This window comes from Anaerospora hongkongensis, assembly GCF_004339805.1.
In the GTDB taxonomy this organism is placed as follows: Bacteria; Bacillota; Negativicutes; order Sporomusales; family DSM-15969; genus Anaerospora; species Anaerospora hongkongensis.
Map to the genome: position 1 here is coordinate 37,237 of NZ_SLUI01000016.1, position 24,901 is coordinate 62,137.

The 24,901-nt window shown below is 46.7% G+C and carries 19 protein-coding genes; 2 read left to right on the plus strand and 17 right to left on the minus strand.

All coding sequences use genetic code 11. From position 1 onward, the window contains the following. Window positions 1-17 precede the first annotated feature (17 nt). The 5 genes from EV210_RS19200 to EV210_RS19220 form a co-directional block, all read right to left on the minus strand. Window positions 18-1,217: an electron transfer flavoprotein subunit alpha gene (locus EV210_RS19200; RefSeq protein ID WP_132082977.1), complete on the minus strand. Its 1,200-nt coding sequence runs from the start codon at window positions 1,215-1,217 to the stop codon at window positions 18-20. Between the two features lie 18 nt (window positions 1,218-1,235). Then, window positions 1,236-2,021, minus strand: coding sequence for an electron transfer flavoprotein subunit beta/FixA family protein (locus EV210_RS19205; RefSeq protein WP_132082978.1), 786 nt, complete (start codon window positions 2,019-2,021; stop codon window positions 1,236-1,238). 43 nt (window positions 2,022-2,064) lie between these two features. Next, window positions 2,065-3,204, minus strand: coding sequence for an acyl-CoA dehydrogenase (locus EV210_RS19210; protein ID WP_132082979.1), 1,140 nt, complete (start codon window positions 3,202-3,204; stop codon window positions 2,065-2,067). A 137-nt stretch (window positions 3,205-3,341) separates the two neighbouring features. Continuing rightward, the gene (locus EV210_RS19215) at window positions 3,342-4,520 is read right to left on the minus strand and encodes an acetyl-CoA C-acetyltransferase (protein WP_132082980.1); all 1,179 of its coding nucleotides are present in this window, start codon (window positions 4,518-4,520) and stop codon (window positions 3,342-3,344) included. Window positions 4,521-4,627: 107 nt separating this feature from the next. Continuing rightward, window positions 4,628-6,178 (minus strand): acyl CoA:acetate/3-ketoacid CoA transferase, encoded by a 1,551-nt coding sequence (locus tag EV210_RS19220; protein ID WP_132082981.1) that lies wholly within the window; start codon window positions 6,176-6,178, stop codon window positions 4,628-4,630. Between the two features lie 471 nt (window positions 6,179-6,649). On the opposite strand from EV210_RS19220, the gene EV210_RS19225 reads away from it, so the two are divergent. After that, window positions 6,650-8,047, plus strand: coding sequence for a GntP family permease (locus EV210_RS19225; protein WP_132082982.1), 1,398 nt, complete (start codon window positions 6,650-6,652; stop codon window positions 8,045-8,047). Window positions 8,048-8,183: 136 nt separating this feature from the next. Further along, window positions 8,184-8,762, plus strand: a complete 579-nt coding sequence (locus tag EV210_RS19230) for a YdcF family protein (RefSeq protein ID WP_243650640.1) — start codon at window positions 8,184-8,186, stop codon at window positions 8,760-8,762. Window positions 8,763-8,769: 7 nt separating this feature from the next. On the opposite strand, the gene EV210_RS19235 is transcribed toward EV210_RS19230, so the two are convergent. The 12 genes from EV210_RS19235 to EV210_RS19290 all read right to left on the minus strand — a co-directional run bounded on the left by EV210_RS19235 (window position 8,770) and on the right by EV210_RS19290 (window position 24,885). After that, window positions 8,770-12,168, minus strand: coding sequence for a DNA polymerase III subunit alpha (locus EV210_RS19235; RefSeq protein WP_132082983.1), 3,399 nt, complete (start codon window positions 12,166-12,168; stop codon window positions 8,770-8,772). Window positions 12,169-12,310: 142 nt separating this feature from the next. Beyond that, on the minus strand, window positions 12,311-12,598 hold the full coding sequence (locus EV210_RS19240) for a hypothetical protein (protein ID WP_132082984.1): 288 nt from the start codon (window positions 12,596-12,598) through the stop codon (window positions 12,311-12,313). A gap of 100 nt (window positions 12,599-12,698) precedes the next feature. Further along, window positions 12,699-14,135 (minus strand): triphosphoribosyl-dephospho-CoA synthase CitG, encoded by a 1,437-nt coding sequence (gene citG, locus EV210_RS19245; RefSeq protein WP_132082985.1) that lies wholly within the window; start codon window positions 14,133-14,135, stop codon window positions 12,699-12,701. Window positions 14,136-14,150: 15 nt separating this feature from the next. Continuing rightward, window positions 14,151-14,840, minus strand: coding sequence for a response regulator (locus tag EV210_RS19250; RefSeq protein ID WP_132082986.1), 690 nt, complete (start codon window positions 14,838-14,840; stop codon window positions 14,151-14,153). 1 nt (window position 14,841) lies between these two features. Beyond that, window positions 14,842-16,395 (minus strand): ATP-binding protein, encoded by a 1,554-nt coding sequence (locus EV210_RS19255; protein ID WP_132082987.1) that lies wholly within the window; start codon window positions 16,393-16,395, stop codon window positions 14,842-14,844. A 183-nt stretch (window positions 16,396-16,578) separates the two neighbouring features. Further along, window positions 16,579-16,977, minus strand: a complete 399-nt coding sequence (gene sepF, locus EV210_RS19260; protein ID WP_132082988.1) for a cell division protein SepF — start codon at window positions 16,975-16,977, stop codon at window positions 16,579-16,581. Window positions 16,978-17,162: 185 nt separating this feature from the next. After that, window positions 17,163-18,980 (minus strand): translational GTPase TypA, encoded by a 1,818-nt coding sequence (typA, locus tag EV210_RS19265; RefSeq protein WP_132082989.1) that lies wholly within the window; start codon window positions 18,978-18,980, stop codon window positions 17,163-17,165. Between the two features lie 140 nt (window positions 18,981-19,120). Continuing rightward, the gene (gene ilvD, locus EV210_RS19270) at window positions 19,121-20,773 is read right to left on the minus strand and encodes a dihydroxy-acid dehydratase (RefSeq protein WP_132082990.1); all 1,653 of its coding nucleotides are present in this window, start codon (window positions 20,771-20,773) and stop codon (window positions 19,121-19,123) included. 154 nt (window positions 20,774-20,927) lie between these two features. Continuing rightward, a complete protein-coding gene (locus tag EV210_RS19275; RefSeq protein WP_132082991.1) occupies window positions 20,928-22,535 on the minus strand; it encodes an MBL fold metallo-hydrolase RNA specificity domain-containing protein in 1,608 nt (535 codons plus the stop codon). A gap of 164 nt (window positions 22,536-22,699) precedes the next feature. After that, complete coding sequence (murB, locus tag EV210_RS19280; protein ID WP_279388516.1) at window positions 22,700-23,623, minus strand: UDP-N-acetylmuramate dehydrogenase; 924 nt, start codon at window positions 23,621-23,623, stop codon at window positions 22,700-22,702. Then, the gene (locus EV210_RS19285; RefSeq protein WP_132082993.1) at window positions 23,610-23,960 is read right to left on the minus strand and encodes a YlbF/YmcA family competence regulator; all 351 of its coding nucleotides are present in this window, start codon (window positions 23,958-23,960) and stop codon (window positions 23,610-23,612) included. The genes murB and EV210_RS19285 overlap by 14 nt, the downstream gene beginning before the upstream one ends. 70 nt (window positions 23,961-24,030) lie before the next feature. Then, window positions 24,031-24,885 (minus strand): TIM barrel protein, encoded by an 855-nt coding sequence (locus EV210_RS19290; RefSeq protein ID WP_132082994.1) that lies wholly within the window; start codon window positions 24,883-24,885, stop codon window positions 24,031-24,033. Between the last annotated feature and the right edge of the window lie 16 nt (window positions 24,886-24,901).

Genomic DNA, 24,901 nt, shown 5'->3' on the forward strand with positions numbered 1-24,901 from the left:
CAACGGGGCTTATCGACTTAAGCCTGCCGCAGTTTTTTAAACTCTGTAATCATAACAGGAAGTACTTCCGTTACATCACCAACAATACCATAATCAGCTACTTTAAAAATTGGGGCATCTGCATCTTTATTGATCGCAATAATGATATCCGAGGAAGACATGCCGGCGATATGCTGAATGGCTCCGGAAATACCGCAGGCAATATAGATCTTCGGTCCAACTGTTTTGCCTGTTTGCCCAACTTGATGCAGGGCCGGTTTCCAGCCAGCATCAACTGCCGCACGGGATGCACCCACCGTACCGCCGAGTACTTCGGCCAGTTCTTCGATCAATTGGAAGTTTTCCAGCTTGCACATACCGCGTCCGCCGGATACAATTACTTCCGCTTCTTCCAAATTGCATGAAGCTGCCGATACTTGTAACAGCTCAATGAATTTTGTGCGAATATCCTCAGCTTTTATTTTGCTTGTCACACGAACAATTTCACCTGTGCGGTTGAAATCCTGAACCGGCTTCTTAAATACTTTTGGCCGCACTGTGCCCATTTGCGGGCGGTGTTCAGGGCATAAAATCGTTGCCATAATATTGCCGCCAAAAGCAGGGCGAGTCCAGGCCACCAGGCCTGTTTCCGCATCAATATCAAGGTTGGTGCAGTCTGCTGTTAATCCGGTTCCCACACGGCAAGCCACACGAGGTCCTAAATCGCGGCCGTCATTGGTAGCTCCCATCAAAATAACACCAGGCTTATAAGCCGTAATCAAGTCGGTAAGTGCTGCAGCAAAACCATCAGTACTATAGTGACTGTATTCAGCCCCTTCAACCAGATAGATTTTATCAGCGCCGCTGGCAAAAACATCTTTCGCCAAACCTTCTACATTGTTGCCAATTAACACACCAGCCAATTCCTGACCCAATGCATCAGCCAGTTTGCGGCCTTCACCTAAAAGTTCATGCGAGACTCCGCGGATATGCCCTTCTGCTTGTTCAATAAACACCCAGACACCTTTGTATTGGGTTTTATCCATAGCAACTGTTTTTTCTTCTTCTTCACGAACGATCGTGCTGACCGGGCAGGTCTCAATGCATGCACCGCAGGCCGTACAAGCCTCCGTTATGAAGGCTTTGTCATTGTCCTGCATCTCGATCGCGCCAAACGGACAGACCGCAACGCATGCGCCGCAACTAATACATTTATCTTGTAATACTACAACTGCCATTTCGTCATTTCCCTCCTCTTAGACAATCTTTGCTTCAGTTAGTTTTTGAATGAGTATTGCCACTGACTCACGTGCGCTGTCAGTTTCAATAATTTCACCTTGAGTCCGCTGCGGAGGGGTAAAGATACGACGAACCTGGGTAGGCGAGCCTTTAAGGCCAAGACGTTCAGGGTCGACTTCCACATCATTGACGGTAATAACAGGTATTTCCTTGCGATTTGCTTTCATCGTTCCCTTTACGGTAGGGAAACGCGGCTCATTGATGGATTTTACAACAGTCAGCAGCACCGGAAGCGTAGTTTCAATCACTTCGTAGCCCTCTTCATGTTCCCGTTCAACCCGAACAACTCCCTCGTTCACTTCCACCTTAGCAACATAGGTGATTTGGGGAATATCGAGGTATTCTGCGATTTCAGGACCTACCTGGGCAGTATCGCCGTCGATAGCCTGCTTGCCGCAGATAATCATATCAAAGCTTCCCAGTTTACGGATTCCCGCAGCCAGGGTGTAGCTGGTAGCCAGCGTATCGGCACCGCCAAAAGCGCGGTCACTGATCAAATAAGCTTCATCAGCTCCCATAGCCAGACATTCTTTGAGTGCATCTTTTGCTTGTGGCGGCCCCATCGAGATAACGACAACTTTGCCGCCATGCTTTTCTTTCAATTGCAGAGCTGCCTCTACGGCATTTTTGTCAAAGGGGTTAACGATGCTTGGCACCCCTTGACGAATTAGTGTATTTGTTTTCGGGTCAATTTTGACCTCGGTGGTGTCAGGCACTTGCTTGACACATACTAGAATATCCATACTATTTGCCTCCTGTTATGATGATTAGTGCGTAAAATTGCTATTACCGCAGCAAAGCGCCGGAAATGACCATCCGTTGAACCTGATTGGTGCCTTCATAAATCTGCGTAATCTTTGCATTTCTCATTAAGCGTTCAACCGGATACTCGCAGGTGTAGCCATAACCGCCAAATATTTGCACGGCATCAGTCGATACTTCCATCGCAATATCAGAAGCATACAACTTCGCCATAGCAGCTTCTTTTGAGTAAGATAATCCCTGATCTTTATTCCAGGCAGCTTTATAAACCAGCAAACGGGCTGCTTCAACTTTAGTGCCCATATCGGCCAGCATAAATGCAATAGCCTGGTTGCTGGCAATCGGTTTCCCGAATTGCACGCGTTCTTTGGAATATTTTACAGCATGATCAAGTGCAGCTTGTGCGATGCCCAGTGCCTGTGCAGCAACACCGATACGGCCGCCGTCAAGAGTGGTCATGGCGATTTTGAAGCCATCTCCCTCTTTACCCAGCATATTTGCTTTTGGTACTCTTACATCTTGGAAAACAAGTTCCATTGTAATGGAGGAATGAATTCCTAATTTATGCTCTTTTTTGCCAAAGGTAAAGCCTGGCATACCTTTTTCGAGAATAAAGGCGCTGATTCCTTTAACACCCTTGGATTTATCAGTCATGGCAAAAACGATATAGGTTTCTGCTTCACCAGCATTGGTGATGAAAATCTTGCTGCCATTAATGATGTAGTCATCGCCGTCAGCAACAGCCACGGTTTGCTGAGAAGCAGCATCAGTACCGGCATTGGCTTCTGTTAAACCAAATGCGCCCATATGAGTTCCTTCTAAAATCGGACGCAGATATTTCTCTTTTTGCTCTTCTGTGCCATAAGCATAAATCGGCCATGCGCAGAGAGATACGGTAGCAGACAGCGTAATGCCCACACCATCATCTACTTTTGATAATTCTTCAATTGCTAACACATAGCTGAGATAGTCGCTGTCGGCACCGCCGTATTTTTCCGGGAAACAAATACCGTTAAGGCCCATTTCGCCCATTGCATCTGCAAGCGAGCGATCAAAGATACTTTGCTCATCACGCTCAGCGACACCTGGTGCTACTTCCTTCTCAGCAAACTCGCGCACCATTTTTTGCATCATTTTTTGTTCTTCAGTTAATTGAAAAAACATACTAAACTCCTCCTTTTATTTCATTATTCGCCCCTTTTGAGGCTAATAATCGCAAAAGCACTTAGTGAAAAAAATCACTTACGATTTTTGAATGAGTGCCAATAGCGTGTCACCATTGGCACTCATCGACTGGCAGACTATAAACGTTCGATAACGGTGGCAACCCCTTGACCGCCGCCGATGCACAGAGTTGCCAGTCCAAGCTTGGCTTGGCGCAGCTCCATTGCATGCAATAAGGTTACAAATATACGGGCACCGCTGGCACCAATCGGATGGCCCAGGGCAATTGCGCCGCCGTGAACATTTACTTTTTCACGAACAAATTCAAGCTGTTTGCCTACAGCCAGGAACTGAGCAGCAAATGCTTCATTGGCCTCAATTAAATCAAGATCCTGAACGGTAAGCCCGGCTTTTTTCAATGCTTTTTGCGTGGCAGTTACGGGTCCGATTCCCATGATGCTGGGATCTACGCCGCTTGAAGCATAGCCGCGGATGCGTGCTAATGGTTTCAGTCCAAGCTGTTTTGCTTTATCAGCCGACATAATGACGAGAGCAGCCGCGCCGTCATTAATACCGGAGGCATTACCGGCAGTAACTGATCCGTCTTTTTTGAATGCCGGTTTCAGGCCGCCGAGTTTTTCGGCAGTAGTTCCTGCTTTGGCATATTCATCTGTATCGAATACAATATCGCCTTTTTTACCTTTAATGGTGACAGGCAGGATTTCTTTTTTGAATGCACCGCTTTGAATCGCTTTAATTGCTTTATCCTGTGATTCAAAAGCCAGTTGATCCTGATCTTCACGGCTGATTCCATATTGAGCTGCAACATTTTCTGCCGTAATGCCCATATGATAATCATTGAAAGCGCACCATAAGCCGTCTTGAATCATTGAGTCCACTAACTTGCCATGACCCATGCGATAGCCGGAACGAGCCTTATCCAGTAAATACGGTGCGTTTGTCATGCTTTCCATGCCGCCGGCAACCACCACTTCCGCATCACCTGCCAAAATGGACTGAGCTGCCAAATTAACTGCTTTTAGACCTGAACCGCACACTTTATTGATGGTCAGCGCAGGAACTTCGATCGGCATTCCGGCTTTCAACGTTGCCTGACGGGCAGGATTTTGTCCCAAGCCGGCTTGCAGAACATTCCCCATGATTACTTCGTCAACAATAGAAGCGTCGGTTCCTGCACGCTGCAGAGCTTCTTTAATTACCAAACCGCCCATTTCTGTTGCGGATAAAGGCGACAACGATCCGTTAAAACTGCCAATAGCGGTACGAACCGCACTTACAATTACTACGTCCTTCAAAAGTAGCACCATCCTTAGAGTTAATTTTGCTTAGTATAACCATTATAGTATCTATTTGCTATTGCTAGTGTAATTCCTGTTAGTCGCAAATATTTTCTTACAACTTCTTACAGTTTCAATCCCATAAGCTTGTCTTCGAAGATCGCCGCATCCATAAGCTTAAGGTTTTCGGCAATAGCCGGTTTAAAGTCCATCAGTGCCAAAATATCTTTTTCCAGATCAACGCCAGGCGCAATCTCAATTAAGGTCATGCCTTGCTCGGTTAACTTAAATACGGCCCGTTCGGTGATATACATAACCGGTTGATTCACTTTTTTCGCGTATTCGCCGCTGAACGTAATCTGTTCAACGTGATCAAGGAATTTTTTGGCCTTTCCTTCGGTAATAATATTCAATTTGCCGTCGGCCACTTCTACTTTGAGGCCACCTGCTGTGAAAGTGCCGCAGAAAACGACTTGCTTGGCGTTTTGGGTAATATTAATGAAACCGCCGCAGCCGGCTACCCGTCCCTTGAACTTGCTGACGTTAATATTGCCGTGCTGATCAGTTTCCGCCAGTCCTAAATAAGCAAGATCAACACCGCCGCCATCGTAAAAGTCGAACTGGTAAGGCTGATCGAGTATTGCTTCGGCATTGGTGGCCGCGCCAAAGCTTAAGCCGCCTGCCGGAACGCCGCCAACTGGTCCCACTTCAACCGTGAGAGTCATCATATGGCCAATTCCTTCTTCATTTGCAACAACCGATACACCTTCCGGCATGCCAATCCCTAAGTTTACTCTGGCGTTAGGAATCAGTTCCATTGCCGCCCGGCGGGCAATAACTTTACGCTCATCAAGCGCCAGCGGAGCAATGCCTGACAATGGAATCCGGGTTTCGCCGGAATAAGCAGGGTTATATTGCTCGCTGAACGTCTGCATATGGGATGCAGGATTATCAGCCACTACAATATAATCCACACTAATTCCCGGGAGTTTAACGTGCTTGGGATTAATTGTGCCATTGGCCACAATCCGCTCCACCTGAGCAATAACAATGCCGCCGGAACTTTGCGTTGCCTGAGCGATCGACAAAATTTCTACCGACGCGGCTTCGCGCTCAATGGAAATATTACCTTTCTCATCAGCACTCGTACCACGGACAAGAGCCACACTCACCGGGAAGGGTTTGTACCAAAGCCATTCTTCCCCGCCAAGCTCAATAACCTCAACCAGATCTTCTTTTGTAACTTCATTAATTTTACCGCCTTCAACGCGGGGGTCACAGAAGGTATTCAGACCGACCTTGGTGATGACACCCGGTTTGCGTCCGGCAACATTACGGAACCAGTGAGTCAGGGTTCCCTGCGGGAAGTTATAGGCTTCGATTTTATTCTCTACTGCCAACTTCCCTAATTTCGGCGCCAGGTTCCAATGTCCGCCGACTACGCGCTTAACCAAACCTTCATGTCCAAGGTGGTTAAGTCCGCGGTCTTTGCCATCCCCCTGTCCGGCACAATATATTAGAGTAAGATTACGAGGTGCTCCTTCAGCAAGAAATCGTTCTTCTAAGGCAGTAGTTAACGCTTCTGCATGTCCAATGCCGACAAATCCACTTGTGGCAACGGTAGCGCCATCCGGAATCAGCTTAACAGCTTCTGAAGCAGTGATAATTTTTGCCATGGTGTCACACTCCTTGTAATATTGTCGCATATTTTACTATGCAATTATCATGCCAAATTTACAACAAGATAAACCTTCAGTGAAAACAAGCCTTTATAGGTTATTAAATTCACAAACCTCTGGTCTAACGGCATTTGACTGTATATTATTATGAACACCTGTGTCTAATATAATATACACACACTGTCTAAGCAGGATTTTATTATTGCCCCCTTGAATATCTATTACCAGGTAAAAAATTTGCACAATATTATACTAAAATCCTGATTTATGCAAGCATTCACCTCCACAAAACAAAAATTAGGGCTATCTTCTATTTTTGGCATGATATTTGCATAAAGATTAAGTGCAATCAACTCACGGCCCAGCCGGAGCCTGATAAAGCAATCCGCATTAATAAGGAGGTGTTATTGCAATCTTCGTCTCTATTCAGGCATTATAAAAAAAATACTTTATAGGAGGTAATCATCAATGGAAGTTATTGGCATTCTTCTTAGTTTGTTTCTATTAATGTTCTTTGCCTATCGCGGCTTTTCCGTTATTTTGTTCGCTCCGGTCTTTGCTCTTTTGGCAGCTTCGCTGTCCGGTTTGTCCCTTATGCCGGCTTACACCGAATTATTTATGGCCAAAGCAGTAACTTACGTAAAATCGTTCTTCCCGGTATTCATGTTAGGTGCGGTTTTCGGTAAGGTCATGGAAGATACCGGTTTGGCAAAAGGGATTGCCCATGCCATTATTAAAGGCTTAGGTAAGGAACGTGCGATCTTAGCAGTTGTTCTTTCCGCCTCTGTTTTAACTTATGGTGGTGTTAGCCTCTTCGTCGTGGTTTTTGCAGTATATCCTTTTGCGGCTGCTCTGTTTAGAGAAGCTGATATTCCAAAACGGCTTCTGCCCGGCACTATTGCACTGGGTGCTTTCACTGCAACAATGGACTCCTTCCCTGGTACCCCCCAAATCCAGAACCTGATTCCTACCAACTTCTTCGGTACTAACGGCTATGCCGCGCCAATCTGCGGATTGCTTGGCGGTATTGCCATCTATGCAATTGGCATGTGGTATATGGAAGGCCGCCGCAAAGCCGCTGCTGCTGCCGGCGAAGGTTACGGCGCACACACACTCAACGAACCAGAAGTAAAAAGCAACGAAGGCAGTCTTCCTTCCTGGCATATCGCAATGCTGCCTCTGCTGACTGTATTAGTAGTGAATTTTATCATGACCCGGTTCAGCTGGGATCCCAATATGCTGCAGCCATTCCTGGCAATGAAGCTCCCGCTGACAGCTGCAGCTGTTAAAAATGTTGTAAGTATCTGGGCCTTAATTATTGCTCTCGTTTGCGGTATTCTGCTGGCTATTGCTCTTGGCTTCTCCCGTCTTCCCCAAGGCGGCCTGGCCAAAGCCCTGAACGCCGGTGCTATCGGTTCTCTTCTGGCTATCATGAATACAGCTTCTGAAGTTGGTTACGGTAACGTTATTGCTTCCCTTAGCGGCTTTAAAGCCATTTCAGGCGCTTTACTGGGTATCAAGGTTGGCGGATCACCGCTTGTTTCTGAAGCAGTAAGCGTTACTACCCTGGCGGGTATTACTGGTTCCGCTTCGGGCGGCATGTCGATTGCGCTTGATTTAATGGCAAAAGACTGGCTGGCATGGGCCAACCAAATCGGGATGTCTCCTGAAATTCTTCACCGTGTAGCCTCCATGGCTTCCGGCGGTATGGATACCCTGCCACACAATGGTGCGGTTATCACCCTGCTTGCAGTGTGCGGACTGACTCACCGCGATTCGTATCGCGATATCTTCGCAATTACCTGCATTAAGACGGCAATGGTTTTTGCTGTAATTATTTTCCACTCCATTACTGGTATTCTATAAGATTTTAAAAAAGCCTGTGCGCATTAAGAGCGCACAGGCTTTTTTCTTTGCTATTCATACAAAATCTTGTTAAGTGTAGCACTATTTTTCTATCGTGGTATAATAATATACATGTGTCTGTTTTGCTGCCTAGGAGGTGCTGACAATCGCTAAAAAAATACGACGCTGCATGATCCTGCTTACCCTGCTACTGTTTATTGTTGTCGAGATCCCCATTATCGCGACAGGTCATCTTTCTGAACCGGAGCCCGGCGATGTTATTATCGTCCTTGGGGCTAAGTTAATCGGTACGGAACCAAGCACGATGCTGCGCTTACGGCTGAACGAAGCACATCGCCTGTACGATGCGGGCTATGCGCCCTTTATTATCGTCAGCGGCGCTAAAGGGCTGGACGAAGAGATTAGTGAAGCAGCCGCAATGCGTGATTACCTGATCCGCACCGGCGTTGCTGCCGACCATATCCTGGTAGAGGAAAATTCCTTCAATACCTATCAAAACCTGGTGAATTCTTATGCGATTATGAAGCAGGCCGGTTTAACTAAAGCGATTATCGTTTCCAATTCATCCCACATCAGGCGTTCTTTGGTACTGGCTCATAACATCGGCATGAATGCCAGCGGGGCACCTGCTCCCATGGCAGATAATACGTATTTAACAGCAAAACAATATATCCGCGAAGGGGTGGCAATGTTGTCGCTTGCTTTTAAAAACTAAGTCAGCATCAACCGATGCTGACTGTTTCTTTTCCTAATAAAGATTCTATCGCTTCCAGAGCCTGCTGTGTGGGGTTAATCCAATAGCGCGGCTCTGTTTTAATAACCCGGCCATTGCTGCTTAAACAAAAATACACTGTTGATTTACCGCGATTCGCGGCCAGTACTTGCTGCAGCCTTTCTATGACTTCCATTGTCTCATTCTTTTTTTCAATACGAATCCGCACTGCATTTTCCACAGCATCCAGTGGTTTGATGTCTTGCACAAGGACTTTGCTGCCTTCGTCGTTTACCGACAGCCGGCCAAATATAACAACTGCCATATCCGGAGCCAAAAGACGACTTACCTTATTAAAGACCCGTGGAAAAACAACGACTTCGATCTGTCCGGTAAAGTCCTCAAGGGTAACAAAGCACATCATATCGCCGGCCTTGGTAGTCAAGCGCTTAGCCGCAGCAATCAGACCACCGATTCGAACTGTTTGTCCGTCGACGTTATCCTCAGTAGATAATTTTTCAATTGCCGTAAGGCTTTGCATTTTGTCCCGGTAGCGATCCAGCGGATGCCCAGTTACATAAAAACCAATAATTTCTTTTTCCATTGCTAAAATGTTTTCCTGAGGCAGCTCAGGAATATCAGGGTATACGACATCGGCTGCTTCAACAGTCTCTTCGCCGAATAAGCCCAGCTGACCGCTTGATAAATCCCGCCGCCTAAGTGCAGCCATATCAACGGCCTGCTCCAGCACCGCTAAAAGCTGTGATCGCTTTTTCCCCAAGGAATCAAAAGCACCGCATTTGATTAGGCTTTCAATTACCCGTTTATTGGCAAGCCGCATGTCGACACGACTGCAAAAGTCGATAATAGAAGTAAATTTACCAGCCTCTTCCCTGACGGCCATAATACTGGCAATTGCATTGGCTCCGACGTTCTTTACTCCTGCCAGACCAAAGCGAATGTCCTGTCCGTCAACCGTAAAGCTGGTCCCACTTGCATTAATATCAGGAGGCAGTACGGCTATCCCCATCCTGCGGCATTCTTCAATATAAAAGCCGATTTTATCATTTACCCCCATAACACTCGTCAGCAGAGCCGCCATAAATTCCGGCCGGTAATGCGCCTTGAGCCACGCAGTTTGGTAAGCCACCAGCGCATAAGCGGCACTATGGGATTTATTAAACCCATAATCACCAAAATGAATCATAAGATCAAAAATTTCCTGGGCAATTTTAGTATCGATGTTTTGCTTCTCAGCCCCCTGCAGAAAGGCGTCCTGCTGCGCAACCAGTACATCGTGTTTCTTTTTGCCCATTGCCCGTCGCAGTAAATCCGCTTGTCCCAGTGTAAAACCGCCCATTAGCGACGCAATCTGCATTACCTGCTCCTGGTACAAAATCACGCCAAAAGTATCTTTTAACACTGATTCCAGTATCGGGTGCAGATAGTGTATGTCCTTCTTGCCATGACGTCCGGCAATAAAATCGGCAACCATGCCGCTGCCAAGCGGTCCGGGACGATAAAGAGCGACAAGCGGAATCAAGTCATTAAAATGTTCCGGTTTCAGCTCTTTTACCAAATTGGTCATGCCCGAGGACTCCATTTGAAAAACACCGGCTGTATCGCCGTTAGCCAGCATCAAGCACGCTTCCTTATCATCCAGCGGAATTTGTTCAATATCAATGGTAATCCCCCGGTTTTTGCGAACCAGCTCCAGCGCATCGCCAATAACCGTCAACGTTCTAAGGCCCAACAAGTCCATTTTCAGCAAACCGATTTCTTCAATCCGGTCTTTATCAAACTGGGTCGTTAAAAAGCCTTCAGAAGAATTCTGCAGCGGTACGTGCTGCGTTAATGGATATTTAGAGATAACCAGCCCTGCTGCATGTGTAGAGGCATGCCGCGGTAAGCCCTCTACCGCCATTGCCAAATCAAGCAGCCTTGTAATTAAGGGTTCACTGTCATAGCTTTGTCGTAATTCTTTACTAATCTCCAGACTTCGTTTCAACGTAATCCCTAGTTCATTTGGCACCAGCTTGGCAATCCGGTCTACATCACTGTAGGTCATGTTCAGCGCCCGGCCAACATCGCGGATAGCCGCCTTTGCCGCCATCGTACCGAAAGTTATGATCTGTGCCACCCGGTCAGCCCCATACCTGGCAGATACATATTCAATGATTTTACTGCGTCGTTCATAGCAGAAATCGATATCAATATCTGGCATGGTAACCCGGTCTGGATTTAAAAAGCGCTCAAATAATAAGCCGTATTGTAAAGGATCAATACTTGTAATGCCTAATAAATAGGATACTAAACTGCCTGCTGCCGATCCCCTGCCTGGGCCAACCGGGATTTTTTGCTCACGGGAATAATTGACAAAGTCCCAGACAATTAAAAAATAGCTGGAATAACCCATTTTTTCAATAACCGCTAATTCATATTCCAGCCGCTCTTGAATCTCTTGCGTAATTTCCCGGTATCGCCAAAGCAGCTTCTCTTCGCAAAGCTTACGCAGATAGGACTCTGCATCCTGACCCTCAGGAACCGGAAATTGAGGTAAATGCAGCACGCCAAATTCAAAAGAGACATTGCATCTTTCTGCAATGCGCAGTGTATTGGACAGCGCTTCAGGGCAGGCAGGAAAAAGAGCTGCCATTTCTGCGGCGCTCTTGAGGTAAAATTCATTAGAAGGAAAGCGCATCCGGTTTTCTTCGTCAACGGTTTTCCCCATTTGAATACATAATAGTACATCATGGCTTTCGGCATCTTCCTGACGCACATAATGCAAATCATTGGTCGCTACCAGGCCTATGCCAAGCTCAGCCGCCAAGGCAATCAACTGGCTGTTAACCCGTTTTTCTTCTTCCATGCCATGATCCTGCAGTTCTATGAAGAAGTTGTCTTTCCCCAGGATGTCACAATATTCTTGTGTAATTTCCCGGGCACCAGCAGCATCTCCCTTTAAAAGCATTGCCGGAACCTCTCCAGCAATGCAGGCACTCAACCCAATAAGCCCCTCGCTATAAGTCCGCAATATTTCCCGGTCAATACGGGGCTTATAATAAAAGCCCTCTGTATAGCCGCGCGATACCAATTCAATAAGATTGCGATACCCCTTCTCATTTTCCGCCAACAAGACAAGGTGGTAGTAAGCTTCCGTATCCGCTCCGGCACTTTTTTCCAGCCGCGAGCGGGGTGCCACATAAACCTCACAGCCGATAATCGGCTTAATTCCCTGTTTTAAGGCTTGTTTATAAAAATCGACGGCTCCGTACATGCAGCCGTGATCCGTTATCGCAATTGCCGGCATCCCCAGTTCTTTGGCTCTGCCGATTAAATCTTCAATCCGACTGGCACCATCCAGCAAACTATATTCCGTATGCACATGCAGGTGAACAAAATTATCCATGACTAAATCTCCCTTAACTAGCCTCTATTCGATTATTTTCGCTATAAAACTGCGTATTCCTTTTGATTTATTGGCACAAAAAAACCAGGACACAAACAGCGACCCATTTTGCTATTTGTGCCCTGGTTCTATACAATTCCTACTACCCTCGCAGTGCCCGTACCATCCGGTTCCCCTTACGCTCCCGCACTTTCTTGCCTTCGAAGCCGGGAAGCGAGAAATGCTGCCGTCGTTCTCCGGACAAGCGGTTTGAATGCGCTGCGCATACAATAATGCTCACCAGGGCCCAGACACCGGCAAATATGCGGCCCGCAGCAGAAGTCAGGAATTCAGGCAACGCCAATGCAAACAGCATCAGCATCGCCGTCAACGTTACAAGACTCAGAAGCGAGCCAAATCTGGATATTTTGCTTTTGAATAATGATTTCATACGAAACACCTCACAGCCTGCCTAATATCCATACTTGTGACTTCACTTGCATTATATGCCTGCACGTCTTTAACTATTACCAAAATCATGTACGAACAGCCTACCCCCGCCGATTTCCCGGAAACGCGCGAATATAGCTTTTTATGCTGTAAAAATAATAGGCAGCAGCTAAAAGATCTGCTGACCCGCCGGGGCTGATATTCATTTGAATAAGGCTGTCATCCCACTCACGAATCAACTGCCGCCCTGTCTCAGTTAACATTCCGCCTGCATGCAGAATACCGGCAGCCTGCTGCTGCACGCTGGCCAGAACCTGGGGATTATGCCGGTTTAGAATTGTCGTATCTGGAGTCACCGCAATTAAAGCAATTAATGTATCCACCATGGCATCATTTACCGATAATCCTGCCGAAAATGCCTGTTCGAGCCTGGGGAGTGCAACAGCACTCAGTACAGTTAATCCTGATTCCAGTTCGCCGCGTATACCGGTAATACCGTATTCAAGAAAAAGCCGTTCTCCCGCTGTCAGTTTACGGTCCGGCTTATTTTTTTCCAGTGGGGACAACTCTTGAGCAACAAGTCCCTGACACATATCCGCTACCGTTTGCAGGATACCTTCTATACAAGCGGAGCTCCCCATTTTTCGAATATGCAGTGCAGTAGCTGCCGCCGTGATTCCCAGAAGAAACAGCAGCCCCTTTTGGGTATTTACCCCATTGGTAGCGGCAAACATGTCCTTCTCGCCGTCTAGCCCGATCTTTCTCAATACAGGCAATAGTTCCGTACAGTCGCCGGAATGAGTCCAGCCTGCTAATGTGCAGCGCAGCAGAGACGATACCAAGGCACTGCTGCTGTGTATAAAGGTAAAGAAGTCCATATCTTGGTGAGCTCCGGCATTAAACCGGTCAACCAATCCCGGGGCAGGCGAGCAAGCTACTTCGGCCAGCATCGCTTCCAGTGCCTTTGACGCAATCTGTATAACCGCATCAGGAACAACCTTTGTCTGTTCACTATGAAACGATAGCAATAAGTGCTTTACGGCAGATCGTACTTCTTCAGGCTGATGCGCGCGGGAACGTACGCATTCCACAGCCGGCCGCTCACAAACCATACAAATGCGGCGAGGCAGCTGGTATTCATCCCTGCTGATTAAGTTTCCGTCAGCATCAAACACATCCAAATCAAGCAGCCGGCCTGACGGCGATTCCTGTTCTATTTGGATGGCCAATTTCTTACATTGATGCGCGTTTCCCTGGACGGAGACAAGTGCCACCGGACCGGCATTCCAATGAAAGATCTGCTCTTCACTCAATTGAAGGCCTTGTTCTGCAAATTTCAATCGCAGTTGGTGAAGCGCAAAGTAAATCAATTGAACAGTGTCATCTGTATATTTCCTGTTCCCCGGCATGTTGACAGTCATGCTGATCAAGGTATCCCCTTGCGCCGAATACTTCAGACGCATACTGTGTTGCGCTTCTGCCCGGCGCTCTTTGCTATCCAAAACATCCTGCAGCGTTACTTCCGTGTGTTTATTCATTATTCCCAGCCACTCCTAGATTCGTTTCAATTTAAACCGGTGCACGGGCCGGCCAACGGTTAAATAGTCCAGGCTTCTCACTACCTGTCCCTGCTCAAGCATATATTCCAGATAGCGCCGCGCGGTAACACGTGAGACCCCCACGGTGGCCGCGACTTGCTCGGCCGACGAGGCTTCACTTTGCCCAACCAGAAAATTAATAATTAAATCTCTGGTCTGACTGTTAAAGTTTTTCGGCATATCACCGGGTTCCTGATTCGTCCGGCCGCTGCCCACCGCGATCATTTCATCGATTTCGTCTTGATTAAAACGCTCTTTTTCCTTTATTCTTAAGCGGTTATCACGGTAAGCCTCCAGCACGGCGCGGTATCGGTCAAATTTAAAAGGCTTTGTAATATAGGCTACCACGCCTTGCCTGACAGCTTTTTTAACGGTTTGAACATCATCGGCGGCCGTAATCATAATAATATCAATAGGTTTATCCTGGCTGCGCAAGGCCTGCAAGATTTCCAAGCCTGTCGTTTCCGGCAAGAAGTTATCAAGGATCACAACATCCGGTTTGAACCGCTCAATCTGCGCTATCGCTTCACTGCCGTTAAAAACGAGTCCGTCAACAACATATCCCTCAACGGCTTCTGTATATTTTTTGTTTATTTCTGCGACCATGGCATCATCTTCGACAATTAGCACATGAATGTCTTTCATATTACCATCCTTGACTATACGGTATCTTCACCGCAAATTGTACACCGCCCAGCGGTAAATTACTCTGTACGATAGAGCCTTTTATCAGCTGCAGTTTTTCAGAAACCAAGGCCAGACCCAGACCACTACCGCTTGGTTTTGTCGTCACACCCTGCTCAAAAATAGTCGTCGCCACTTCTTTCGGAATCCATGGCCCAGAGTTTTGTACCAAAATGGTCAATTCTGCCGTTTCCTGCACAATGCTGACATAGATAATCTTTTCTTCCGTTTCTGCCAACGCTTCTATCGCATTTTGCAGCAAATTGCCAAGAACCAGGACAATATCGCCGCTGGTAACGTGAATCGGCAATTCCTCCAAAAAGCTTTCCGAGTCAATGGAGAACTCAATTCCTTTCTCCCGCATAACACTTGCTTTCCCCAGCAGTAAACCAAAGATCACCGAGTCGCGAATCTGGCCATTTAATTGATTGAACAATCCCTGTCTGCTGATATTGCCGTCTGTAGCGAAACGAATAGCTTCATCATACTGCCCAAGCTGAATCAGTCCGCTGATGGTATGCATTTTATTCTTAAATTCATGCGTCTGAGCCCGCAAAATATCAACAAAACTATGAACACCGGTCAGCGCCTCTGCCATGCGGTTTACTTCCGTTCTATCGCGAAACGTAATAACTGCTCCGCTAACCTCCTGATCAACAATGATTGGTACGCTATTGGCTAAAATAATCGTATTGCCAACATAGTGCTCCTCATCATAAACAGCGATACCGCTGCTAATCACTTCGTCGAGCCCGCTGCGCGGAATCAGATCATCAACCTGCTTGCCAATGACTGCCTGCTCGTCAATGCCTAAAACCTTAGCTGCCTCATTATTCACCAGCCGGATTCGTCCCTCAACATCAACTGCAACCACACCCTCACGGATCGCCTCCAGTGTTGCGGTTCTTTCTTTTAGTATTGTTGCTATTTCATGAGGTTCCAATCCAAATATGGCCTTTTTTACATTACCGGACAGATATACGGCACCGGCTACGCTGAACATTAGCCCTACAAACAGGGCAAAAAGAATTTGCTTAAAACTTTCCATAAAGGTTTCATTGATGTCTTTTAAGTAAAAGCCTACAGAAACAAAGCCGATCTGCAGTCCCGTTTCGGGGTGAAAAATGGGTACGTTAGCCCGCAAGGAAGGCTCCAGACTCCCTTTACCGATATAAACATATTCATTCCCCTGCAGAACAGGATCACGATATAAATTAGCCATCGGCGTCCCTATTTTTTCAGGGATGGGATAGGAAAAGCGAATTGCCTCCATATTACTGATAACAATAAAAGCAGCGTCTGTGGCAATACGCCAGCGCTCTGCAAAAGGCTGCAGAGTCTCAGACGGATTATCCGATAACAGGGCCTGCTGTACATGAGGAACCCGGGCAACAACCTGTGCAATAGACATTGCTTTATCGGCAGTGCTGCTTTGCACATTCATACTTACATTTTGCGCTATTAATAAACCTGCGGTAATCAACACTAAAAAAACCATAATAACACTATGCAGCATAATTTTATGCTGTAGTTTAATTGTCGATAATGTAAACAGTTTACTTCACCTCAAAACGTGATTCGACAAAAAAGCAAAAACATCCTGCACTTTTTTCCTCTAGCATTCCCGATAACAGAAGAGACCATGAACCGTTTAGGGTTCATGGTCTCCTTATTCTCAATCGCGTATCTATCGGTTTTACTATCCTTTTTTCTTTACGTAAGTAGGTATGGATACGGCAAATAACTGTTTTTCAATTTGTGCATATAGCGGAAGATACATATAGATATTGTCTGAAATCCGCTCTGCAGTCCCTTCAATAACAAAGGCTACGCCGCTTAAAAAATCATGAATGCCTTGTTTGAGCAATTCATCAACATGTTCATAATTAACCAATACTGCCATATTGTTTTTTAAGCAATCTGCTAATAACCGAACTTCATCTTCATTGCGTGGCGAAGCGATAAAAACTTTTAAAGCCGTGGGAACATGCACACGAAGCTGAGCTTTTCGCTCACGGGTGCTCAGCTGCTCAAATTCAGCAGCTTCCTCTACAGGCATTAAAAAGTTTGTCAGCTTATCAATCAATCCATAGGCCATAAACTCGCCTCCACACAAACAAATTCACCATTATTTGGCAAATATTCGACAGATAAAGAAAATTCCCTTCCATGAGTTTCGTTATTTTGCAGATTTTTGCTAAAAAGAATGAAAACTTGCAATTGGCAACAAAAAAACAAGCAAGCCCTTTACCGCTTCGCCAGGCTTGCTTGTTCAAGAAATTCTTAACCGATACTGTTATTCTTCCGTTCCCGGGCACGCAAGCTTCTATCTAAGATTGCCTTCCGTAAACGAATGCTCTTCGGTGTTACTTCAACTAATTCATCATCATTAATCCATTCCAAAGCCTGCTCAAGGCTCAATATCCGAGGAGGAGTCAAACGCACCGCTTCATCGGCCGAACTGGAACGCATATTGGTAACATGCTTTTTCTTGCAAGGATTAACATCCATATCCAATTCCCGGGCATTTTCCCCGACTACCATACCGGTATATACCGACTGGACAGGGGAAATGAATATAACACCCCGGTCCTGAACACTGTTAATGCCATATGCCGTAGTCTCACCATCTTCAAAAGCAACCAATGCTCCCCGGGTACGGCCGGGAATATCACCTTTAAACGGTGCATAGCCATGAAACACATGGTGCATGATGCCATTGCCTTTGGTATTGGTTAAAAACTCTGAACGGAAACCGATTAAACCACGGGCAGGAACAATAAATTCCATGCGCAGGTAACCGGCAAGTTCCACCATGTTGACTAATTCAGCCCGACGGGTGCCCAGCGATTCCATAACAGCTCCCATAAACTCCTGAGGAACATCAATCGTAAGCAGCTCCAGCGGTTCACATTTCTTGCCGTTAATTTCCCGATAGATAACCTTCGGTTTACCAACCTGGAATTCATAGCCTTCGCGTCGCATTGTTTCAATCAAGATTGCCAGATGTAATTCACCCCGTCCGGCAACTTCAAAGGAATCAGCGCTGTCTGTCTCGGTAACGCTCATGCTCACATTTGTCTGCACTTCACGGAACAGGCGGTCCCGCAAATGGCGGGAGGTAACAAACTGGCCTTCCCGTCCGGCAAAAGGGCTGTTGTTTACGCTGAAAATCATGGAAAGAGTCGGTTCATCAATATTAATTGCCGGCAATGCTTCCGGACGATCCGGATCGGCAATCGTATCTCCAATATTTACATCAGTCAGGCCAATGATCGCGACAATATCACCAAAGGCTGCCTCTTTTGCTTCTACCCGTTTTAACCCTTCATACGTATACAAACGTCCAATCCGGACTTTCGTCTCCGTATCGCCATTGAGTACGGCCACCATTTGTCCGCTGCTTACGGAACCGCGCATAATACGTCCGATTGCAACCCGGCCCACATACTCATCATAGTCAAGCGTGGTAACCATAATTTGCAGCGGACCATCTGCATCACCCTGCGGAGCAGGAATAGTGTCAATCAGCAATTGGAATAAGGGTTCCAGATTTGTACTTTCATCATCCATTTTCATTTTAGCGATACCGTCACGGGCAGCTGCTAAAACTACGGGGAAATCGAGCTGGTCATCGTTAGCATCCAGCTCCATGAACAATTCCAGCACTTCATCATAAACATCATCTACCCGCTGGTCAGGACGGTCAATTTTATTAATGACTACTATTGCTTTTAAATTTTGTTCCAATGCTTTGCGCAATACATATTTTGTTTGCGGCATCGGCCCTTCAAACGCATCTACCAGCAATAATACTCCATCAACCATATTGAGTACCCGTTCTACTTCACCGCCAAAGTCGGCATGTCCCGGTGTATCAACAATGTTGATTTTAACACCGTTATGCATGACTGCCGTATTTTTAGACAGAATGGTAATTCCCCGTTCACGCTCCAAATCATTGGAGTCCATAACCCGTTCCGCCACATGTTCATTGGCACGGAAAACATTACTTTGCCTGAGCATGGCATCAACTAAAGTAGTTTTGCCATGGTCTACGTGAGCAATAATAGCGACATTACGTAAATCGTTGCGTTTCACTGTTACCTCCTGAAATAAACCCTACTTACTGAATTTAAAAAGGATGCTGACAGAGCATCCTTTTTAGTGTCAATACAAATGACTATATTATACTACTTGACGGCTGTCAATGCACAAAAAGAAAAATATTCTTGCAGGAACTATTTCAATACCGCTCCGGTGCTGCCTGATGTGACCAATTTCGCGTAACGTGCCAAGTAACCCGTCGTTACCTTCGGAGCAGGTTTGACCCACTCACTCCGGCGTTTTTCCAGCTCGCTGTCAGAAAGCTTTACCGCCAGCTTGCGATTGGGAATATCAATGGTAATGATATCCTCATCTTTTAAAAGACCGATCGTCCCGCCTTCAGCAGCCTCGGGTGATATGTGACCGATACACGCCCCTTGCGTGGCACCGCTGAAGCGCCCGTCCGTAAGCAAAGCAACTCTAAGGCCCATACCGGTAATAACCGCCGTAGGGTTGAGCATTTCCTTCATCCCCGGTCCCCCCTTGGGACCTTCATAGCGGATAACAACCACATCCCCATCCTGAATCTTCTTACCGATAATGGCATCAATCGCAGCTTCCTCAGAATCAAATACTTTCGCCGGCCCTTCAAAGTTAAGCATATGTTCAGCGACCGCGCTTTCTTTGACAACTGCCCCGTCAGCCGCCAAGTTTCCTGTAAGGATGGCAATTCCGCCACGGGTACGGTACGGCTTTTCAACCGTTTTAATAACGTCCGGCCTTGTAATTACCGCATCTTTCAGTCGGTCTGCTACTGTTCCCGTAACGGTTAGAGCATCAGTATGAATAATGCCTTTCTTTGTCAGCTCCTTCATAACTGCCGCAATGCCGCCGGCTTCGTTAAGATCTTGAATATGGTGGCTGCCACCTGGACTCATCTTGGTTATATAAGGAGTTTGGGCACTCATGCTTTCAAAAAGGGATAGCGGCAATTCTATACCGGCTTCATAGGCAATAGCTGTCAAATGGAGTACCGTGTTGGATGAGCCGCCTACCGCCATATCAACGGCAATTGCATTTTCAAAGCTTTTGAGCGTTAAAATATCGCGGGGATTGCAGTTCTTCTTAACCAGCTCAACGGCAGTGGCTCCCGCTTTTTTAGCCAGCATGCGTCTGGCTCCGGTATGGGCAGCAGGAATCGTCCCATTGCCCGGCAAGGCCATTCCCAGCACTTCTGTCAGGCAATTCATTGTATTTGCCGTAAACAAACCGGCACAGGAACCGCAGCCAGGACAGGCCGATTTCTCCATTGTATCTAACTCGGCAGCAGTAATTTTTCCTGCCTCATACAGACCGGCGGCTTCAAACATCGTACTAACACTGATATCCCTGCCGTCATAACGTCCGGCAAGCATGGGACCGCCGCTCATTACAACCGCAGGAATATTGAGCCGCGCTGCCGCCATCAGCATGCCGGGAACAATTTTGTCGCAATTAGGAATAAGAACCAGGCCGTCAAAACCGTGGCCTATTGCCACAGCCTCAATGGAATCGGCAATCAGCTCTCGGCTGGGCAAAGGATATTTCATACCATCATGCCCCATTGCAATCCCATCACAAATTCCAATCGCCGGAAATTCAACAGCCATACCACCGGCAGCTGCAATCCCCGTTTTTACCGCTTCCGCCACATCCCGCAGGTGCATGTGGCCAGGAATAATTTCATTGAAGGCATTTACGACGCCAATCATTGGCTTTTGCAATTCTTCAGGAGTGTACCCCATCGCATAAAACAAGGAACGATGCGCGGCTCGTGTCGAGCCTTTTTTTACAATGTCACTGCGCATGACATAATCACCTCTTATTTTAGTACTCTATATACTATTAGCCTCTGCATCGCTCATTCCTGCCTTAAACAAAACGACTTGCGAAAATATATTGTAAACTTGTAAACCAGACGGAGGTCCCGTCTGGTTTACATCCCTATAACTATTGACTTTTTTACAATTCACCCAGATTCTTCTTAATAAATGCGGAAATTTTATCAATCCGCCGCAGAATATCGTCTGATTTGGCATTATCACTGCTGACTAACTGCTCCAGGCGCTGACGATATCCGGTATATTGGGCTTCCAGCTGTGCCAGCGAATCACGCAGCTGCTGTACAGAAGGCTCTACCATTACAATATCTGATTTTTCTACCTGCCACTGTCTGCCATCAATCAGGGCACTGTCCCCAAAATGAGGAATATAAGTGGTCAGTCCCAGTTCGGCTTCAATACGCTCGGAAAAAGGACCGGACATCTCCGGCTCACCATGCACCAGAAATACGTTTGCCGGTTTGCCGCTGAACCGCGAAAGCCATTGCAGTAGATACGACCGGTCACCATGTGCGGAAAATCCATCCAGATTAATTACGTTTGCTTTTACCGTAATATCTTCTCCCATGATTTTTACCCGCTTCGCACCTTCGGTCAAACGCCGCCCCAGGCTGCCCTCGGCCTGATAACCTACCAGCAGTACACTGGAATCGGAACGCCACAGATTATGCTTCAAATGATGCAGTATCCGTCCGGCATCAGCCATACCGCTGGCAGAAATAATAATAACTGATTCATTCATTGTATTAATAGCCTTGGATTCAGTCGCCGTGCGGGTAAATGTAAGTTGAGGCATATACAAGGGATTTTCTTTGCTATCATAAACCAGGCTATAGGCTTCTTCATCGTAGACCTGCGGGTTATGCATAAAGATATCGGTAGCTGATATTGCCAGGGGACTATCAATAATAACCGGTATATCAGGAATTTTTCCTGCCTTAAATAACTTGCGCAAATAATAGAGAAGTGTCTGCGTGCGCCCGACCGCAAAGGCCGGTACAACAATGTTTCCGCCCCGGCTGACAGTATCATTAATAATTTCGGCCAGTGTTTCCTCACGGTCAAACGGCTGGTGATCCCGATTTCCATACGTGGATTCTACCACAATATAATCTGCATCATCGATAAAGGTCGGATCTTTAATAATTGGTTGACCCGGCTGGCCAACATCACCCGAAAACACAAGTTTAGTCGTTTTTCCCGCTTCTGTTACCCACATCTCCACCATGGCCGAACCAAGAATATGTCCAGCATCCCGGAACTTAATGACAATTTCAGGCGTAAGAGCGAGTTCCTGATCGTATTGATGAGGAGTAAATTGTTTCAGGCAAGCATAGGCATCATCTATTGTATATAAAGGTGTAACCACTTTTTTCCCGGCTCTTTTGCCTTTGCGGTTAGCAATCTCCGCATCAAATTCCTGGATATGGGCACTATCAGGCAGCATAATCCCGCAAAGATCAGCCGTTACTTTTGTTGCATGAATCGGCCCTTTAAACCCCTCCTTGCATAGTCGGGGTAACAAGCCGCTATGATCAATATGGGCATGCGTTAAAACAACACAATCCAGTTCTGCCGGATTATACATAAATTCACGGGTATTAAATGCGCGAATCGCTTTCGATCCCTGAAACATACCGCAATCAATTAAAATCTTACGGTCATTTACTTCCAGTAAATAAGAAGATCCCGTAACAATCATCGCTGCTCCCAAAAACGTCAATTGCATATCTAATCCGCTCCTTTCGCCTTAACTATCTAATTAGTTCGACAATTCCTTTACAATTACCTGCAATAAAATAAGATTGCCGCATTCCATCATCTGCAGTTACTTAGCATTCTCAGCCGCTGCAAATCCAGTGGAAATAAGGCAATCTTATAAAGTGCAGAATTTTATTCGCCTATGACCCGCACTTCCGGGTGTAAGTCTACGCCAAACTTCTCGTGAACCCTCTGTTGTACTTCCTTTATTAAAGAAAGTACATCATTGGCAGTGGCATTGCCGGCATTAACAATAAAACCGGCATGCTTTTCCGAAACCTGGGCCCCGCCGATTTTTAACCCCTTTAAACCGGTCTGTTCAATCAACGTACCGGCAAAGTAACCGGGCGGCCGTTTAAAAGTACTGCCGGCACTCGGCATTTCCAGCGGCTGTTTACTTTCCCGTTTCGCCGTCAAATCAACCATTTTGCGGCTGATTTCATTTCTTTGCCCGGGAATTAGCGACAATTCTATTTCACAGATAATACAGCCGTTATCCTGAAAGACACTGTGACGATACGTAAAATGAATCTTTTCACTGGAAAAACGCCGTATATTCCCATCAGGGCAGACAGCGGTCACAGCACTGACAACACTGCTGATTTCGCCATCATAGGCGCCGGCATTCATAAAGACTGCTCCGCCAATGCTGCCGGGAATACCGATGGCAAACTCTAATCCTGTCAGCTGCTGCTTTAACGCATATTCGGAAACATCGGCCAATGTAGCGCCGGCACCGGCGATAATAGTTGATCCCGTGTGGCGGATAGCTCCCATATGTTCATCAAATTTCAGCACGACTCCGCGAATACCATGATCTCTCACCAAAACATTAGAGCCGTTGCCTAAAATAGTGACAGCCATATTGCAGCTAAGCGCCGCTTTCAAGACGGCTGCTGCTTCTGGAGCAGAAGCGGGCTGAATTAGAAAATCAGCCGGACCGCCTATTTTGAACGTTGTATGCCGGGACATCGGCTCATTAACGTGCAACCGCTCTGCCGGTACAAGTGACTGTACTTTTTTAAAAAAATCTTGTTCATACTCAGTCTTTTGCAAAAATATCCATTCCTTCGGCAATTGACTCGCCAAGAATTTTGTACACATCAGCCATTACCCGCTGAAATCGCATATGAGCCTGTAAAAAATCGCGGGCACCGGGATTTAAGGAAAGCAGCTCAGCCATTTTCTGCAGCTGGGCGATTTTTTCTTTATCTTCTCCCTTGCCAGCCATTCGTTCATATTCAATTTCCATTTGGCGGGCTAAAAAATCTTTAACCATTTTCTTAGCAGCCCCGTCACCGTCAAGTGCTTTCTTGGCACTAAGAAACTGTTGATATTCACTGCTGCCCTGCAGGGCTCTTGCTAAATCATGAGCTTTATCGTAACTATTCATAACACCCTCCATTTTACACTTTATATAGTATGCTTTACCTACACTTTTCATTCTTGGCTCTGTGTCCCGCCTACTTCAACAATTGCTGATAAAATTCCTGCATACTTCTGGCATCAGCAGCCTGCGTTCCTGCTGATTCGCAGATAATACGCGGCATATAACGCCGCTCAGCAATAAGCGCCAGCAGGGGTTCATGCGGCGGTCCGTAGGGATCAGCGAAAGTCCAATGGCGCTTTTCGCCGGCTCCTGTATATTCAATCCGGCTAAAATGAATATGAAGCCTGCAGGCGGCCTCAGAGCCAAGTACTTCTCCAATCCGGTCAAAAACAGCCGCATATTCCTCTTTTGCAGTATAACCGCCGCAGGTAACTGCATGCATATGGCCGAAGTCAACTGCCGGTCTAACCTGACGGGACATTTTACAGAGTTCCAAAACCTCTTCCAACGTACTGCCGAGCTGATTCTTTTTGCCCATCGTTTCTGCAGCAAGGCTGATGTCCTGCAACCCTTGCTTTTCAGCCTGATTCAAAACAACAGCGAATAAAGCCTTTGCTCTCTCCATCGCTTTTTCCCGCTTCAGCTTCCCTGGACCGCCTATGTGAAAAATAACGCGGTCAGCCCCCATCCAGCGGGCAACTTCCAGCGACTGCAAAAAGTGCTTAATGGTATTGGCGGCTGTTGTTTCATCTTCAGTGGCCAGACTAATATAATAGGGACCGTGAATGCTCAGGCTGATATGATAAGCTGCCGCATTTTGCCCAATCAGGCGGGCCGTCTCTTCCCGCACTCTGGCACCTCTGCTGCACTGGTATTCATAAGCATTCAGCCCTTGCTCAAAAAGCCACTTCGGCATTTGCGCCGAAGCCTTATAACCGGCGGCATAAAAAGCATCGGAATTCCCGGCTGCCCCAAATTCTGCAAGCATAGCATCACCATAATCC